Origin of the sequence: Rhizobium sp. 32-5/1 (assembly GCF_029537235.1) — a bacterium.
Lineage (GTDB): Bacteria > Pseudomonadota > Alphaproteobacteria > Rhizobiales > Rhizobiaceae > Pararhizobium.
The window spans coordinates 604,722-619,465 of the sequence record NZ_CP120639.1 but is presented as its reverse complement, the minus strand read 5'-3'; the positions used below and the strand labels follow the sequence as shown (position 1 = coordinate 619,465).

Genomic DNA, 14,744 nt, shown 5'->3' with positions numbered 1-14,744 from the left:
CCGTGGTGCCCACCACGGCAGTCCTTGGTGTCATTCACGTCAAAGCTGTTCATGCTTTTTTGCTTGCCGCGGCAGTTCGATTTCGCCGATCGGCCGCGGCCGGGCGAAATAGTAGCCTTGCGCATTGGTGCAACCAGCAGCCTTCAGGATCATCAGTTGCTCCTCGGTCTCGACGCCTTCGGCAGTGATTTCCATATCCAATGCGCTGGCTAGATTGGTTATGGCAGCCACGATCGCCCTGGAGGTATGATGCGTCGGCAGGTCAGCCACGAAACCACGGTCGATCTTGATCTTGCTGAAGGGCATCTCGGCGAGGTAGCTCAGAGAGGCATACCCGGTACCGAAATCGTCAAGGACTATCGAGATGCCCATGGCGCCAATCGTCTGGAGGGCTTTGCGGCTGTCGGCGCCGGCCAGCATCACCGTTTCAGTCACCTCCAGTTCCAACTGTGTGGCCAGAAGACCGGATGTGCGAAGGGCCAAAGCGACCGTCTCAACAATGCCGCCATGACGCAGTTGCGTCGGCGACAGATTGACGGCAAGTCGCATCTCGACTGGCCATGCAACCGCGTCGGCGCAGGCGCGTTCCAGTACCCATGCGCCGAGCGGTACGATGATCCCGGTTTCCTCCGCCAGCGGAATGAAGCGATCAGGCGCGATCAGGCCCTGCTGCGGATGGCGCCAGCGCACCAGCGCCTCAAAACCGCACACGAGGCCGCTGGCGATATTGATAAAGGGCTGATAGTGCAATTCAAACTCACCACGCTGTAGTGCGAGCCTGAGGTCGATTTCCAGGGCATGTTGGTCCTGCACCACCATGTCCATGCCCTGTTCGAAGACGATGAGAGTGCCGCGTCCGGCGGCTTTGGCGCGATAGAGCGCCAGGTCGGCGTTCTGAAGCAGCTGGCCGGCGCTTGCGCCATGGGCGGGCGCACAGGAAATGCCGATGCTGGTGCCAACCACTATCTCATGGCCCTCAAGCACCACGACGGTGGAAATTGTCTGCAGGAGGCGGTTAGCAAGCCCGCGCGCCTCATTGATCGCGTCATTGCGCACGCGCTGGATGATCGCAAACTCGTCGCCGCCGAGCCGGGCTGCCAGATCGCTGTCGCCGAGCACATTGCGGATGCGCTGCGCTGTCGTGACAAGCAGTTGATCACCGTAGCCATGGCCCAACGTGTCGTTGACCACCTTGAATCGATCAAGGTCGAGCAAAATCACGTTGAACGCTTCGGAGTGCTCAATGTCTTCGAGGGCTGCGTCCAGGGTCTTCATCAGCAACGCCCGGTTGGCCAATCCGGTCAAGGCGTCGTGATGCGCCATATGCTCGAGCGTCACCGCCATGTCACGAATTTCACGCAGTCGGGCGCGCTCGACAACAGCCTCGCGCAGTGCCTCAATGGCGCGCGCCATGTCGCCGATTTCGTCCCTACGGTTCTGGAAGGGCGTCACCGTGTCGGTCACCTCGCCTGCAATCTGCAACGTGGCCCGAACGAGTGTCGGCACTGGCCGAAACAGTCGCCGGGCGAGAAACGTGGCGACAACGCCGGTCAGAAGCAGGACGGTAACGACCATGACGAGCGAATTACGGAGCAACTCATCCTGCGCGCGGTTGAGAACGGAAGCCTTGCCAATCGAGACTGCAACCGCGCCTAGCGGCGCATTTTCCGGACTGACAATCGGCAACAAGCCGACAAAGTATCTCTCACCGGCGATTGTGGCGAAACCGCTGAAGACCCGCCCTCCCAACGCGTCGTCGGTGAAAAGAAACTCGTCCGGCGCAACCCAGGGAGTTTCTGCAGGCGAGAGACCCGATGATGAGGCCACGTCGGCAAAGCGTCCCGTCTTCGGGTCAAAGCGGAAGAGCCACGCGTCGTTCTTGGTTTGCGCGGCCACCAGCGCCAGCACGTCCGTCGGGGTAAAGCCGGTGAAGAGGATGGAATCGTCGTCGCCGATTGGCTGCGCGGTGACGATGCGCTCCACCTGGCCGCTGCTGTCGGTCTTGATCGCTACATGGGTATAGATGTTGCGCAGGGTTGAACTGGCGATTTGGGTGTTGATGCGTGCCTGATTGTTCCACTGCTCCTTTGCAGCGCCGACGAACATCGACCACCCCACCATCGCCCCAAGACTATAGGAGAAGAGCGCCACGCCGAGAAAAACCAGAATGATCTTGGAAAGCAGCGAGCGGTTCCAGGCTCGCGCCTGTGAGAGGCTCGATCGAAGGATTCGCAACAACGCTGGCGATCGACCGGCGTCGACAGAGCGTTGTGAATGACATGTATCATCAGCCATCAGTCGATTGCCAACCAGATTTCATCATTTCTCGTCGCCTATTTATACTGTCAAAGCTTAGCCATTTTGCCCGATGGAGATTGCGAAACTAGAAAACAACCTGAAAGCATCACATTTACTGGTTCGTAGTTTATTCTCTCTTAAATTGTTCGCGAACATTGCTTGTCGAAGCAGTGAGCCGGGTTAAGCTTGGATGAGCCATAGAGGATAGAAGTCCCGGAATTGCTATCCTTGTTGGAAATCATGGTTCCGTCACTCGGTCTGATCTGTATCGCCCATACGTGGAAGAAAGATTGCCGAACAAAGGCTACAACCCGCAGCAACATGCAAAGTGGGCGCGCGGGTCGCGCGGCGGTGGGGTCCGTAGAGTGCCTATCGCGTGGTCTCTTCCTGCATCGTGAAATTCTGTTGCGTGTCAGCTTGACACGAAAAACACTGTGTTCCATTAATTGGTATGACCACCTGTCCATTTGACCGCTTGGGTGAAGAAGATGTTTTCTGCAGTGGAATCGCGCCGCCTATATCGGCAGGTGGCTGATCAGATGCGCGGCCTGATCGAAAGAGGCGAGCTTGCTTCAGGTTCCCGCCTGCCGGCGGAGCGCGAGCTTGCGCAAAAACTGGGTGTGTCACGTCCAACAATCAGAGAGGCGCTGATCGTCCTTGAGGTTGAGGGGTTTGTGGATATCCGGATGGGCTCGGGCATTTATGTCAATGCCCGCAAGCCGAGGCTTGCCGATCTTCCACCTGAAGACTTCGAGGGCCCGTTCGAATTGCTGCGGGCGCGCGCCGTTATCGAATGCGCGGTTGCCGAAGAAGCTGCACGGCTGGCACGGTCCGAACATATCCGACTTCTTGATGATAATCTCACACAAATGAGTGCGGCGTTGAACGACCGGCACTTGGCGCTGGCGCTTGATCGGGACTTCCACGTGATCGTGTCTGGTATCATCGCCAACGCCACGTTGAACCGGTTCGTTGGCAGTATTCACGATATGCGCATGACGCCCTATTTCGAAAAGCTGGCCAGCTACTTCGAGAATACCGAAACATGGAGGGCCGCGATGGAAGAGCATCGCGCCATCCGCGACGCCATTGCAGCCGCAGACCCAGCTGCTGCGCGCGCCGCCATGCGGGGCCACCTCGATCAATCGCAATTGCGCCTTTCGGCAAGCTTTGAGGAGAAGCCGGCCGGGAGCACGATACCGGCTGCGTGGAGTCGCGCCGGAGGAAACTAGGACGACCAACAAAGTTCAATTTGGGAGGAGATAAGAGATGAAGTCCACACTGAAAATGTTACTCGGCGCAACGGCCGTGGTTCTCGCCTCGGCCATTGCCGCACATGCCGAAACGGTCCTGAAATGGGCCCATGTCTATGAGACCTCGGAGCCGTTCCACACAGAATCCGTCTGGGCGGCGGAAGAGATCGGCAAACGGACGGAAGGGCGGTACAAGATCGATGTCTTTCCGGCGTCGCAGCTTGGCAAGGAGGCCGATCTCAATCAGGGCCTGAAGCTCGGAACCGTCGATATTATCATTTCAGGCTCCAGCTTCGCGGCGCGGGAACATAAGCCGGTCGGAGTCACGTACTTCCCCTACATCTTCCGCGATCCGAGCCATCTCATCGCCTATACGAAGAGTGATATCTTCAAGAAGCTGGCTGCAGGCTACGAGGAAGCGTCGGGCAATCACATTACTGCCGTCAGCTACTACGGCACGCGCCACACGACATCCAACAAGCCGGTCGAAAAATGCGCTGACATGCAGGGACTGAAGATCCGCGTTCCCGATGTGCCGGCCTATCTTGCCATGCCGCGGGCCTGCGGAGCCAACACGACACCGATCGCCTTTGCCGAGGTTTATCTCGCGCTTCAGAACGGCACCGTCGAGGCGCAGGAAAATCCGCTGACCACCATCGAGGCGAAGAAGTTCTACGAGGTTCAGAAGCATATCATCCTCACCGGTCATATCGTCGATCATCTGAATACATTGATCTCGAAGACCCTGTGGTCGAGCCTGTCGGACGCGGACAAGGCGATCTTCACCGAGGTCATGCAGCAGGCGGCGGAGCGCACCACCAAGACGATCGAGGAGCGCGAAAAAGCGCTGGTGGCCAGCTTCAAGGACAAAGGCCTGACCGTCACCGAGGTCGACAAGGCCGACTTCGAAAAGAACGTTGTCGAAAAGGTAACCTTCGAGGAATTCGGCTACGACAAGCAGGATTGGGAGGCCATCCGCGCCCTCAAGTGACCGTCGTGCCGGCCGCCTGAAACGGCGGCCGGCATTCCTTTCTCCTGTGCCGGATCATCCCATGCCACACGAAGTCCACACCCCGGTGACGCCGGAGGAGCTTGCCCACTCCTTCGAAGACGCGGCGCCGACCGCCGACATTTCCAATTATGCCGTCGAGGACTGGGTCACGCTCGCGATCTTCTGGATCATGACGGGATGCGTGTTTCTGCAGTTCTTCACACGTTACGTGCTCAACAATTCCTACGCCTGGACCGAGGAAATCGCCACCAATTGCCTGATCGGCGTGGTCTTCCTCGGCTCTGTGATGTGCGTGCGGCTGTCACGGCATATCCAGGTCGACGTACTCTACCATTATCTGCCCATGCGTGTTGCCCGTGTGCTGGCCATTTGCGTCGATATCGTCCGCATCGGTTTCTTCGTCTATGCCTGCTGGCTGATGTGGCGCTACGTGGCGATCGTTGCCGACGAGCGCATGGTGACCGTCGATCTACCGCGCAACATCGTTTTCTACAGCGTGCTGGCGGGCTTCGTGCTGATGCTCGGCCGCTCCATCCAGGTCTTCATCGCCAATCAGCGCCGCGGCTATTCGGTTCTGGAACGGCCCGAGGAATTCCAGAAGGTCGAGGATTGATCCATGCTCCTGCTCGTTGGCGGTTTTCTTGTCCTGATGCTGATCGGCGTTCCCGTCGCCATCGCCATGGCTGTTGCCTCGGTTCTCTATCTCGTCTTCTATAATGTCGCTCCGGACATCATCGCCGCGCAGCGGATGATCGCCGGCGTCGAGAGTTTCCCGTTGCTGGCCGTTCCCTTTTTCATCCTCGCGGGAAACCTGATGAACTCGGCCGGCGTTACCGGCCGCATCTATTCCTTCGCTGTTGCCCTCGTCGGCTGGATGAAGGGCGGCCTTGCCCAGGTCAACATCATCGGATCGGTGATCTTTTCCGGCATGTCCGGCACCGCGCTCGCCGACGCCGCCGGTATCGGCACGATCGAGATCAAGGCGATGAAGGAACATGGCTATCCTGTGGAAGTGGCGGTCGGCGTGACGGCCGCGTCGGCCACGCTTGGCCCGATCTTTCCTCCGTCCCTGCCCTTCGTCATCTACGGCATGATGGCCAATGTCTCGATCGGCGCCCTGTTCATGGCCGGCATCGTTCCAGGCGTCGTCATGACCGTATTGATGATGCTGACGGTCGCAATCTTCGCCTATCGTCACGGCTGGGGTTCGGATACGCCGTTTGAAATCAGGCGTCTTATGGCGGCCTCCGTCGAAATCCTGATCGTTCTTGCGGTGCCACTGGCCATTTATCTTATGATGTTCGCCGGCCTTTCCCTGAATATCTCCGTCGGTATCGCCCTTGTCGTCCTGATCGCCGTCGATTGGTATTTCGACTTTTCCGCCGTCATGGCGCTGATGACGCCGGTCATCCTGATCGGCGGCATGACGATGGGCTGGTTCACACCGACCGAGGCTGCGGTCGCGGCCGTCTTATGGTCGCTGTTCCTTGGCCTCGTGCGGTATCGGACGATGACGCTTTCGTCCCTTGCACGGGCGACCTTTGACACGATTGAGACCACGGCCGCTGTTCTGTTTATTGTGACGGCGGCATCTGTCTTCGCCTGGCTTTTGACCGTCAGCCAGGCGGCCCAGATGCTGTCCGGCGCGATCCTGACGATCACCGACAACAAATGGGTGTTCCTGATCCTGGTTAATCTGCTGATGCTGTTCGTCGGATGCTTCCTCGATACGATTGCAGCGATCACCATTCTCGTTCCGATCCTTCTTCCTCTGGTGCTCCAGTTCGACATTGATCCGGTGCATTTCGGCCTGATCATGACCCTCAATCTGATGATCGGACTACTGCACCCACCACTCGGCATGGTCCTTTTCGTCCTGTCACGTGTGGCGAAGCTCTCCGTTGAACGCACCACCATGGCGATCCTGCCATGGCTTGTGCCGCTGTTTATCGCGCTAATCCTCATCACCTTTGTTCCGGCGATCACGCTCTGGCTGCCGACCGAAGTGGGGTTGATCCGGTGAGTGCGAACAACCCTCAACAGACCCGGCTGGCGCGACTTTATGGACGGGCCGATCTCCAGCTGGAGATGGAGGCGGTTGCGGAGCCCGGCAAGGATGAGGTTCTGCTGAAAATGGCGGCGGCCGGCATCTGCGGTTCGGATCTCCACTACTACCAGCATGGTGGATTCGGGCCTGTTCGCGTCCGTGAGCCCATCATTCCCGGCCACGAAGGCTCCGGCTACATCACCGCCCTTGGCGCTGGCGTGTCCGGGCTTGCGACCGGCGATCTGGTTGCTGTCAATCCCAGCCAGCCATGCGGTACCTGCCGGTTCTGCCGGGAGGACCTGCCGATCCATTGCCAGAATATGCGCTTCATGGGCAGCGCCATGCGCTTGCCCCACGAGCAGGGCATGTTCCGCGACTGGCTGGTTGTCCCGGCAGTGCAGTGCTTTCCCGCTGGAAGCTTGGTCACGGCTGGTGAAGCCGCCTGCGCCGAACCTTTGGCAGTCTGCCTTCATGCGGTCTCACAAGCCGGAGATCTCGACGGCAAGTCCGTGCTCGTCACCGGTGCGGGTCCGATCGGCGCCCTCGTCGTCGCGGCTGCGCGCCATGCGGGAGCCGCCTCCGTCGTCGTCACCGATTTGGCCGATGCAGCCCTTCAGCGTGCCTCGGCCATGGGCGCGACCGAAACGATCAATGTTCGCCGTGCTCCTGAAAGGCTAACTGTTTTCGAAAAGGACAAGGGGCAGTTCGACGTCGTGTTTGAGTGCTCTGCAGCCGAACCGGCGCTTCGCAGCGCGATTGCCGCCGTCCGGCCACGTGGGCTGATCGTCCAGGTCGGCGTGACCGGCGACGTCACGCTTCCCCTGAACGCGCTTGTCAGCAAGGAACTGAAACTGATCGGGTCGCAGCGGTTCGATATTGAATTCGCGCTGGCGCTCGACCTGATCGCCGACCGCCGGATCGATGTGCGGGCGATCATTTCCCACCGTTTTCGAATTGACGAGGCGGTTCAAGCCTTCGAGCAGGCCGGTGACCGCTCTGCTGCCTGCAAGGTGCAGCTGACCTTTCTTCCTTAAGGAGTTTACATGCGACACACGTGGCGTTGGTTTGGTCCGGTCGATCGGGTGAGTGTGCAGGATGCAGCCCAGGCGGGCGCACTCGGGATCGTCAGCGCTTTGCACCATATCCCGACCGGCGAGGTCTGGCCTGTTGGAGAGATCGCCAAGCGGCAGGCCGAGGTGCGCGCCGGCGGCCTGTTATGGGATGTCGTGGAAAGCATTCCAGTCTCGGAGAGCATCAAGACCCAGACCGGTGACTGGCGCAATCATATTGCCAACTGGCAGGAAACGCTGCGTCGGGTATCCCTCGCGGGCATCAGGACGGTCTGCTACAACTTCATGCCCGTCCTCGACTGGACCCGCACCGATCTGCGCTGGACGACGCGGCATGGGGCAAAGGCCATGCGCTTCGACCGCATCGACTTTGTCGCTTTCGATGTTCACCTGCTGGAGCGACCCGGCGCCGCGGAAGACTATGACGACGAAACCCTGGAACAGGCGAAGCGTCGTTTCGAGGAGATGAGCGACGAGCGCAAGCTGTCACTCTCCCGCAATGTCGGTGCCGGTCTTCCGGGCTCCGCCGACGGTTATAGCCTGCCCCAACTGCGTGAACACCTTCGAACCTATGACGGGATCGATCGGACAAGGCTACAACGCAACCTCGTCGATTTTCTCACCGAGGTCACGCCAGTGGCAGAACAGGTGGGCATCAATATCTGCGCCCATCCGGACGATCCGCCATGGGCCCTGCTCGGACTGCCGCGCGTCCTGTCAAACGCGCAAGACTATGCCTTCATGCTGGACCAAGTGGACAGCCGGGCGAACGGCGTCACCTTCTGCACCGGGTCGCTCGGTGCGCTGGCAGCCAACGACCTGCCGGCCATGGTGCGGCAGCTCGCACCCCGCATCCATTTCGTACACTTGAGAAACGTCCGTCGCGAAGAGGATTGCACCCCATGCTCTTTCTACGAGGACGAGCATCTGGAAGGCGGCACGGACATGGTCGCCGTGATTGCTGAATTGCTGAAGGAAGAAAAGCGCCGCCGGGACGCAGGACGCATCGATCACCATATCCCTATGCGGCCGGACCACGGGCAGGAAATTCTCGACGACCTCACGCGAGGCGCACAACCCGGCTATCCGGCTATCGGTCGCTTGAAGGGGCTTGCCGAGTTGCGTGGCATCGAGCGGGCTCTGTCTCATTCCGTCTATGGATTGTCCTGACCATGGAACGTCTGTCTGCCTCTACATCATTTCCACCGAACGTGGTGGGACCGAAATTCGACCGCGCATCGTTGAAGCCAGGCATCGTCCATCTCGGCTTCGGCGCATTCCACCGGGCGCATCAGGCTGTCTATACCGATGTTGCACTGGAGGCGGATTTCGGAGATTGGGGTATCGTCGGCGTCAGTTTGAGATCGAGCGACATGATCCGCGATCTCAAGGCGCAGGATCATCTTTTCTCGGTGACGAGCCGAGGAGGCGATGCGCAGGAAATCCGTGTCGTCGGCTCCGTTATTGGCGGCTTGTCTGCTAGCGAGGAGCGGGAGGATTTGCTTGCACTTCTTGCCGATCCGGCGATCCGTATCGTTTCGATCACCGTGACGGAAAAGGCCTATGGCATAGACCCTCTCACCGGCGGCCTCGATCGCGCCCATCCTGCCGTGGCTGCAGACCTGGCTACCCCGGGCACCCACGGGGGTGATCGGCGTTATCGTCGAAGGCCTGGCGCGGCGGCATAGGGCCGGCATTCCGCCCTTCACCGTGCTGTGTTGTGACAACCTGCCGACCAATGGCCGGGTTGTGCGCCGGCTGGTGACCGAAATGGCCTCAATTCGGGACGAAGCGCTGGCTGGCTGGATATCGGACCGCGCGGCTTTCCCGTCAACGATGGTCGATAGAATCGTTCCCGCGGCGACCACCGGTACGCGTCAGCGGGCTGCGCACCTTCTCAACGCGGAGGATATGTTGGCCCTTGATACCGAGCCCTTCATGCAATGGGTCGTTGAAGACGATTTCCCCTCGGGCCGACCAGCCTGGGAACTCGGAGGGGCGCTGATCGTTCAAACTGTCCAGCCTTATGAGAAAATGAAGCTGCGGATGCTCAACGGTGCTCATTCGATGATTGCCTATATCGGCCAGATTAACGGTTTCCAACATGTCCGCGACGTCATGGCGGTGCCCTCCCACCGCAGCCTCGTCGAACGTTACATGCTGGCCGCAGCGCAAACACTGGACCCGGTGCCGGGTGTTGATCTTCAATCATACGGCGAACAGTTGCTCACGCGTTTTGCCAATCCGACGATTGCGCACGAGACACGCCAGATCGCTATGGACGGAAGCCAGAAACTACCGCAGCGCACGTTCTTGGCCGCCGTGGATGATCTTGCCGCTGGACGCAGTGGCGAGATCTTCGCCTACGCAACGGCAGCTTGGATCGCCTATCTTCTTCAGGCAATGGACCTTGAGGATCCACGGCGCGACGAGCTTCTAGCCGCGGCCGCCAAGGTGGCCGAAGGGGGAAATCTCAACCCCATCTTCTCCATTGCTGGACTGTTTCCACCCCCGCTGCTGGAACGAAAGGATTGGCTCGATCTTGTTGGAATGGGTCTCACGGAGATCAGGGCGTCTGGATATTTGATCCCAGACATTGAGTAACCACTATTTCCCTGTGGCTTGGAGGCCCATTGCCACGCTTCATCTCGTCCTGGCGATCGGTCGGTCTTGGTTAGGGCGGTCGGTGCAGTGGCACAATTTCTCAAGGGAACGCACTGACGTCCTGCAACATGAAAGCGCTCATATTTTGATTGTGCGGCTTTGTGGAAGGCGATGGTTCGGGTGCTATGAAGGGGTGGAGTTTATCTCGCTATTTTACTTTCACACTGTCACCGACGCGCGGTCGGGAAATAGCAGTCCCCGTGAAACTGTAGATTTCAATCCCGGTCAAAGTCTCCAGCAAGCCGGTGAGAGTAGACTTGACCTTATAGTCAACGCGGGCCACGACCATTTGCACACCGCTCTCAACAACGCCGACTGGGATGGTTTGGGGCCAGGCGGTTCCGGTGGCTAGAGCCTCCGTCTGAAAAGCTCTCGACCAGTTGACCTTTCCATTCCCACTCGCGTCGATATCCAAAACGCTCACGACGATCTTGAGATCCGTCGCATCAAACGGGCTCAGGGTTAAAGCTCCCCTTTAAGCACTGTCGCCACATCGGCTGATGCCCATAAGTCTTCCTGGGAGATGATGTCACTCGTTATTGCGGCCATCTGATCAATTTTACGACGCACCATCAACGCCTGACCGAGATCGATCGTCGCAGCGATCAGCAATAGCATCAGAGGCAGGAGGAGTGCGAACTCGATGCCCGACTGCCCTCGTTGATCACGCAGGCAACCCATAAGGCGCCACCAAACTGATCGCCTCTTGGCGGGCCGTACCAGCCAAGTGTAATCCTGATCAGTTTTCATAGGGTTCATTGCGAAACAGGGCCGATGCTGAAAGAACATAGCGGCCATCCGAAAGATGCGCCGTATCGACGCCCATCGATGAGAGCCAACTAGGCCAGGGAAGGAACGCTTGAATCATGACGTAGTTGCCCGGAGCACCACTGGCGAAATTCTCCTTGACCGAGAGCTTGCCGTTGCCAACAGCCGACGTGAACTTCACTGACGAAAAATCGTCCATAACCTTCGTGACAATGAGTAGACTGTTGCTGCAGTCGAAAGCGAGCGCCATTCCGCCACACACTTCCTGTTTAAAGGTGGCGAGATTCCACTTCTCGACCGTTGCCCGCCCCGTGCGTACATCACGCGCAGCCATATGAAGGGCGGAGTCTAGCGAGCTATCGACGAAAAACATCAACGCAACATCAAGGATGCCGAAAATGATCAGGAAGAAGGGAAACGCGATCAAGCTGAATTCGATCGCCGCTGCGCCGTCGCGGGCATAAAGGATGAGTTTCAAAAAGCGTTTCATGGCTTAGCTCGCCAGTCGAACTTTGGACAGATACTGCTTGAAGAGCTGTGAGAGGCCAGTTTTGATTTCGTCTTCAGATTCCGCGTGTAGAAAGAGGTCCTTGGCCGATGCGCACTCTTTCAGAGCGATCGGAATGTATTCCAGTCGGGTCTTGGCGCCTGCGCCGCTGGCAATGGTGCCCTTCCAGACCGATGCGAAGCTGCTACTGTTCATGGTTTTGCCGACGGTGGCATTGTAGCCCCAATCCCAAGTCATCGGCAGATATTCCGTATACAGCACCCCAAAGGAAACGCTCTTATCCTTCATGGTTTGGCACCACTTTGAATTGAGCGGCGTCACGGTAGTCTGCAATGAGCCTGCAGAGGTTGGAAAACGATTGCCCGAATTGCTTTGGAGAACCCAATTTCGTTCCGACTGGACGCCGTCCGTCAGCAGCAGCACAAGTTTCTTTGGACTCGCTGCCGTCTTGCCATCCCCACCGCTTCCGACAAGTTTCTCAAGTGCGGCAAGCGAGGTATCGAAATACGTGCCCGCTTCTGATGTCGAGCTTGTGAGGCCACTTGAGTTCTTGGTTAAAAGCTTGCGCGCCGAGGATATTGAAAAGGCAGGAGCGAGAACTTCTTTAGTCGTTTCGCCCAGTGTGTAAAGGCCTACCTTAATCCGTTCCTCCTTGGGATCGGAATCCTGGACAAGGTCGAGGACCTCGCCAACTGCAGAGACAGAGACGTCTGCACGAAGCTTGACGCCCATCGCAACCGAGAGGTCATAGACGGTGCTGTATGTCTTGCCTTTGTACTTAATGGTCCCTTCCGAAGCATGGCAAGCGAAAGCGCAGCTTGCCGGGGACGAAAGCATGGCACTCTGTCCCTGTGCTGTCGATGCCAACAGCATAGACGCTGATTTATCCAAGACGACATAGACGTTCATATAGGCCCGGCCGGGGCCTTGCACGGTCGATGACACGCTGACGTCAACAGTCTTTACGCCGAGAACGCTCATCAGTGTTGTGGGGACGGTCGATCGCGCCGTCGCGGTGATATTGAAGTTGGTGGCGTCGATTCCGATGTCGGTCACTTGATAGTTGGCGGCGCTGATGTCCGTCTGGACAGCAAACCATTGCTCGACACGCTTCTGCAAGGCCGCCTCATCGACCGAGCCGACACTTTTAATGGCGGCAAGGAGGGCCGTGTCCAAGTCCGACTGCATCTTTGAGTGAGTATTGTAGGCGCGCACATAATCCAGGCTCGCGCCGACCGCACCGATCAGGGGTACAAGCAACAGCGCAAAAGACAGGGCGATGTTACCCTTTCGATCATTGCAGAATGACCACCCCTTTTGGAATATGAAGGAAGGTAGTGAGACCATATTCAGCGTTCCCAAGTCCGCAGCCCTGCCATTGGGCCCCTCGGCCGGTACCCGGCGCCGTGCCGATCACGCCGCTCCTCAAACTGCGGCAGGCCGGTTTATTTGAGGTTAATCTAATCAGCGACTTTTGATAGGCTCGCGAATTGTCGACGACGGCGTTGGTATAGGGCTCTGGAATTGAACGGATGAGGTCATCGAAAGGGCTGAACATGCCGTGAACGCCCTCCGGCGGACAGATTTCGGGCATGCGCAGTCCAGCACGAAATTGAGATCAGCACCCAACGGCGCCACGATCCGATCCGGACCAAGTCCAAAACTGTCCAGTGGCAAGGCTCGGTCAGCAGCCGCATTTGAACGATTAGCAGCGTACGGCGCTGGCGCAGGCAATCAAGCGTTGTCCGACGCCCAATCTCAACGGCGTTGTTCGCTGGCGTTAGTGCGATCTGGCTCATGGCATTGGGATGAGGTTCGCATCTCTGTTGGCGAGCAATCGTTGACCCGTGACGTTCGGACCATCGGCTATCGTAAGTTCCTGTCCGGCCAAAGCATCATGCGCAGACCTCAAGTTGATTTCGGAAAGCCTTTCGCATCACCTCCCGCGGCAGGCTTTTTCGGTTCATGGTCCGGCGTGATCACAGCCCCAAATCGAGTTGCGGTTCTTGTCCGCACTCTTCGGTGTTGAGCGATGACAGGGTGACGCCTAAGAGCCGGACCGGGCGTTTAAACGGAAATACGGAGACAAGTAGGGCTTCTGCAGTCTCCAGGATCATGTCGATGTTCGATACGGCTCCTGACACGGTCCTGCTGCGGGTGGCCTGGCTGAAGTCCGAATATTTGATTTTGACAGTCACAGTCCTTCCGGTGATATCGTGCACTTGGCAGTATCGCCAGACTTTCTCAGCCAATGGCCGCAATTCGGTCTTGGCCAGATCGAGATCGTCGATGTCCTCCACGAACGTGTCTTCTGCGCCGACGGACTTTCGAATGCGATCGGGCCTGACCTGCCGCCCATCAATGCCCCGGGCAATGCCGAAAAAATACGGACCGGACTTACCAAAATGCTGCTGAAGGAAGGCAAGTGACTTCGACTTCAGATCGAGCCCGGTTTCAATGCCATGTCGTTTCATCCGCTCGGCCGTCGCCGGCCCGACACCGTGGAATTTTTTGACGGGGAGGGCTTCGACGAAACCCGGGCCCTTCTTCGGGGTAATGACAGCCTGTCCATTCGGCTTGTTCAGGTCGCTCGCCATCTTGGCCAGGAACTTGTTGTAGGAAATGCCAGCCGAAGCATTGAGGCCGGTGACGGCCTTGATCCTCGCACGGATTTCAAGCGCTATCTCGGTGGCGATCGCCATGCCCTTCAGGTTGTCGGTGACATCGAGATAGGCTTCGTCCAGCGACAATGGCTCGATCAGTGGCGTATACTCTGAAAAAATCTCCCGGATCTGCTGGGAGACCTGCCGATAGACCTCGAAGCGCGGTGGCACGAAGATCAGATCCGGGCATTTTCGCTTGGCAGTGACCGATGGCATGGCCGAATGCACGCCAAAGGATCTTGCCTCGTAACTTGCGGCGGCCACGACGCCGCGGGCCGCCGAACCGCCGACCGCCAATGGTTTGTCGCGCAGCGCCGGATTGTCACGTTGCTCGACCGAGGCATAAAATGCGTCCATGTCGATATGGATGATTTTGCGGAGCGGCTGCACGCTATCCATCGGGTTGGCTCACAACGCGGCTCAGCCAAGTTGCTACATCGCGTACGGGCTCCTGGTCGCCT

13 protein-coding genes are annotated in these 14,744 nt (G+C 58.4%); 8 read left to right on the top strand and 5 right to left on the bottom strand.

Annotated features, from left to right (window positions below):
- Positions 1 to 39: 39 nt before the first annotated feature.
- On the bottom strand, positions 40 to 2,295 hold the full coding sequence (locus P6U16_RS24545) for an EAL domain-containing protein (protein WP_277704079.1): 2,256 nt from the start codon (positions 2,293 to 2,295) through the stop codon (positions 40 to 42).
- Positions 2,296 to 2,786: 491 nt separating this feature from the next.
- Between P6U16_RS24545 and P6U16_RS24540 the strand changes: the two genes are divergently transcribed.
- The 8 genes from P6U16_RS24540 (at position 2,787) to P6U16_RS24505 (ending at position 10,284) form a co-directional block, all read left to right on the top strand.
- On the top strand, positions 2,787 to 3,530 hold the full coding sequence (locus P6U16_RS24540) for a FadR/GntR family transcriptional regulator (protein ID WP_277704814.1): 744 nt from the start codon (positions 2,787 to 2,789) through the stop codon (positions 3,528 to 3,530).
- A 37-nt stretch (positions 3,531 to 3,567) separates the two neighbouring features.
- Positions 3,568 to 4,542: a sialic acid TRAP transporter substrate-binding protein SiaP gene (locus tag P6U16_RS24535; protein WP_277704078.1), complete on the top strand. Its 975-nt coding sequence runs from the start codon at positions 3,568 to 3,570 to the stop codon at positions 4,540 to 4,542.
- A gap of 61 nt (positions 4,543 to 4,603) precedes the next feature.
- A complete protein-coding gene (locus P6U16_RS24530) occupies positions 4,604 to 5,176 on the top strand; it encodes a TRAP transporter small permease (protein ID WP_277704077.1) in 573 nt (190 codons plus the stop codon).
- Between the two features lie 3 nt (positions 5,177 to 5,179).
- A complete protein-coding gene (locus P6U16_RS24525) occupies positions 5,180 to 6,586 on the top strand; it encodes a TRAP transporter large permease (RefSeq protein ID WP_277704076.1) in 1,407 nt (468 codons plus the stop codon).
- Between the two features lie 65 nt (positions 6,587 to 6,651).
- Positions 6,652 to 7,644 (top strand): L-idonate 5-dehydrogenase, encoded by a 993-nt coding sequence (locus P6U16_RS24520; protein WP_277704813.1) that lies wholly within the window; start codon positions 6,652 to 6,654, stop codon positions 7,642 to 7,644.
- A 9-nt stretch (positions 7,645 to 7,653) separates the two neighbouring features.
- Complete coding sequence (gene uxuA, locus P6U16_RS24515) at positions 7,654 to 8,850, top strand: mannonate dehydratase (protein ID WP_277704075.1); 1,197 nt, start codon at positions 7,654 to 7,656, stop codon at positions 8,848 to 8,850.
- 2 nt (positions 8,851 to 8,852) lie between these two features.
- Positions 8,853 to 9,368 carry a hypothetical protein gene (locus P6U16_RS24510; protein WP_277704074.1) on the top strand — a complete coding sequence of 172 codons (516 nt, stop codon included), beginning with the start codon at positions 8,853 to 8,855 and terminating at the stop codon, positions 9,366 to 9,368.
- A gap of 61 nt (positions 9,369 to 9,429) precedes the next feature.
- Positions 9,430 to 10,284 (top strand): mannitol dehydrogenase family protein, encoded by an 855-nt coding sequence (locus P6U16_RS24505; protein WP_277704073.1) that lies wholly within the window; start codon positions 9,430 to 9,432, stop codon positions 10,282 to 10,284.
- Between the two features lie 522 nt (positions 10,285 to 10,806).
- On the opposite strand, the gene P6U16_RS24500 is transcribed toward P6U16_RS24505, so the two are convergent.
- The 4 genes from P6U16_RS24500 to dinB all read right to left on the bottom strand — a co-directional run bounded on the left by P6U16_RS24500 (position 10,807) and on the right by dinB (position 14,682).
- Positions 10,807 to 11,094, bottom strand: a complete 288-nt coding sequence (locus P6U16_RS24500) for a TadE/TadG family type IV pilus assembly protein (protein ID WP_277704072.1) — start codon at positions 11,092 to 11,094, stop codon at positions 10,807 to 10,809.
- Entirely contained in the window at positions 11,084 to 11,602 is a 519-nt protein-coding gene (locus P6U16_RS24495) for a TadE/TadG family type IV pilus assembly protein (protein ID WP_277704071.1), read from the bottom strand. The genes P6U16_RS24500 and P6U16_RS24495 overlap by 11 nt, the downstream gene beginning before the upstream one ends.
- Positions 11,603 to 11,605: 3 nt before the next feature.
- Positions 11,606 to 12,982, bottom strand: a complete 1,377-nt coding sequence (locus tag P6U16_RS24490) for a TadE/TadG family type IV pilus assembly protein (protein ID WP_277704070.1) — start codon at positions 12,980 to 12,982, stop codon at positions 11,606 to 11,608.
- 617 nt (positions 12,983 to 13,599) lie between these two features.
- Entirely contained in the window at positions 13,600 to 14,682 is a 1,083-nt protein-coding gene (dinB, locus tag P6U16_RS24485) for a DNA polymerase IV (RefSeq protein ID WP_277704069.1), read from the bottom strand.
- Positions 14,683 to 14,744 lie beyond the last annotated feature (62 nt).

What these genes read in the sequence shown, in the direction of transcription:
- P6U16_RS24545 (WP_277704079.1), bottom strand. Translation starts at nt 2,295, where the DNA reads ATGGCTGATGATACATGTCATTCACAACGCTCTGTCGACGCCGGTCGA.
- P6U16_RS24540 (WP_277704814.1), top strand. Translation starts at nt 2,787, where the DNA reads ATGTTTTCTGCAGTGGAATCGCGCCGCCTATATCGGCAGGTGGCTGAT.
- P6U16_RS24535 (WP_277704078.1), top strand. Translation starts at nt 3,568, where the DNA reads ATGAAGTCCACACTGAAAATGTTACTCGGCGCAACGGCCGTGGTTCTC.
- P6U16_RS24530 (WP_277704077.1), top strand. Translation starts at nt 4,604, where the DNA reads ATGCCACACGAAGTCCACACCCCGGTGACGCCGGAGGAGCTTGCCCAC.
- P6U16_RS24525 (WP_277704076.1), top strand. Translation starts at nt 5,180, where the DNA reads ATGCTCCTGCTCGTTGGCGGTTTTCTTGTCCTGATGCTGATCGGCGTT.
- P6U16_RS24520 (WP_277704813.1), top strand. Translation starts at nt 6,652, where the DNA reads ATGGAGGCGGTTGCGGAGCCCGGCAAGGATGAGGTTCTGCTGAAAATG.
- uxuA (WP_277704075.1), top strand. Translation starts at nt 7,654, where the DNA reads ATGCGACACACGTGGCGTTGGTTTGGTCCGGTCGATCGGGTGAGTGTG.
- P6U16_RS24510 (WP_277704074.1), top strand. Translation starts at nt 8,853, where the DNA reads ATGGAACGTCTGTCTGCCTCTACATCATTTCCACCGAACGTGGTGGGA.
- P6U16_RS24500 (WP_277704072.1), bottom strand. Translation starts at nt 11,094, where the DNA reads ATGAAAACTGATCAGGATTACACTTGGCTGGTACGGCCCGCCAAGAGG.
- P6U16_RS24495 (WP_277704071.1), bottom strand. Translation starts at nt 11,602, where the DNA reads ATGAAACGCTTTTTGAAACTCATCCTTTATGCCCGCGACGGCGCAGCG.
- dinB (WP_277704069.1), bottom strand. Translation starts at nt 14,682, where the DNA reads ATGGATAGCGTGCAGCCGCTCCGCAAAATCATCCATATCGACATGGAC.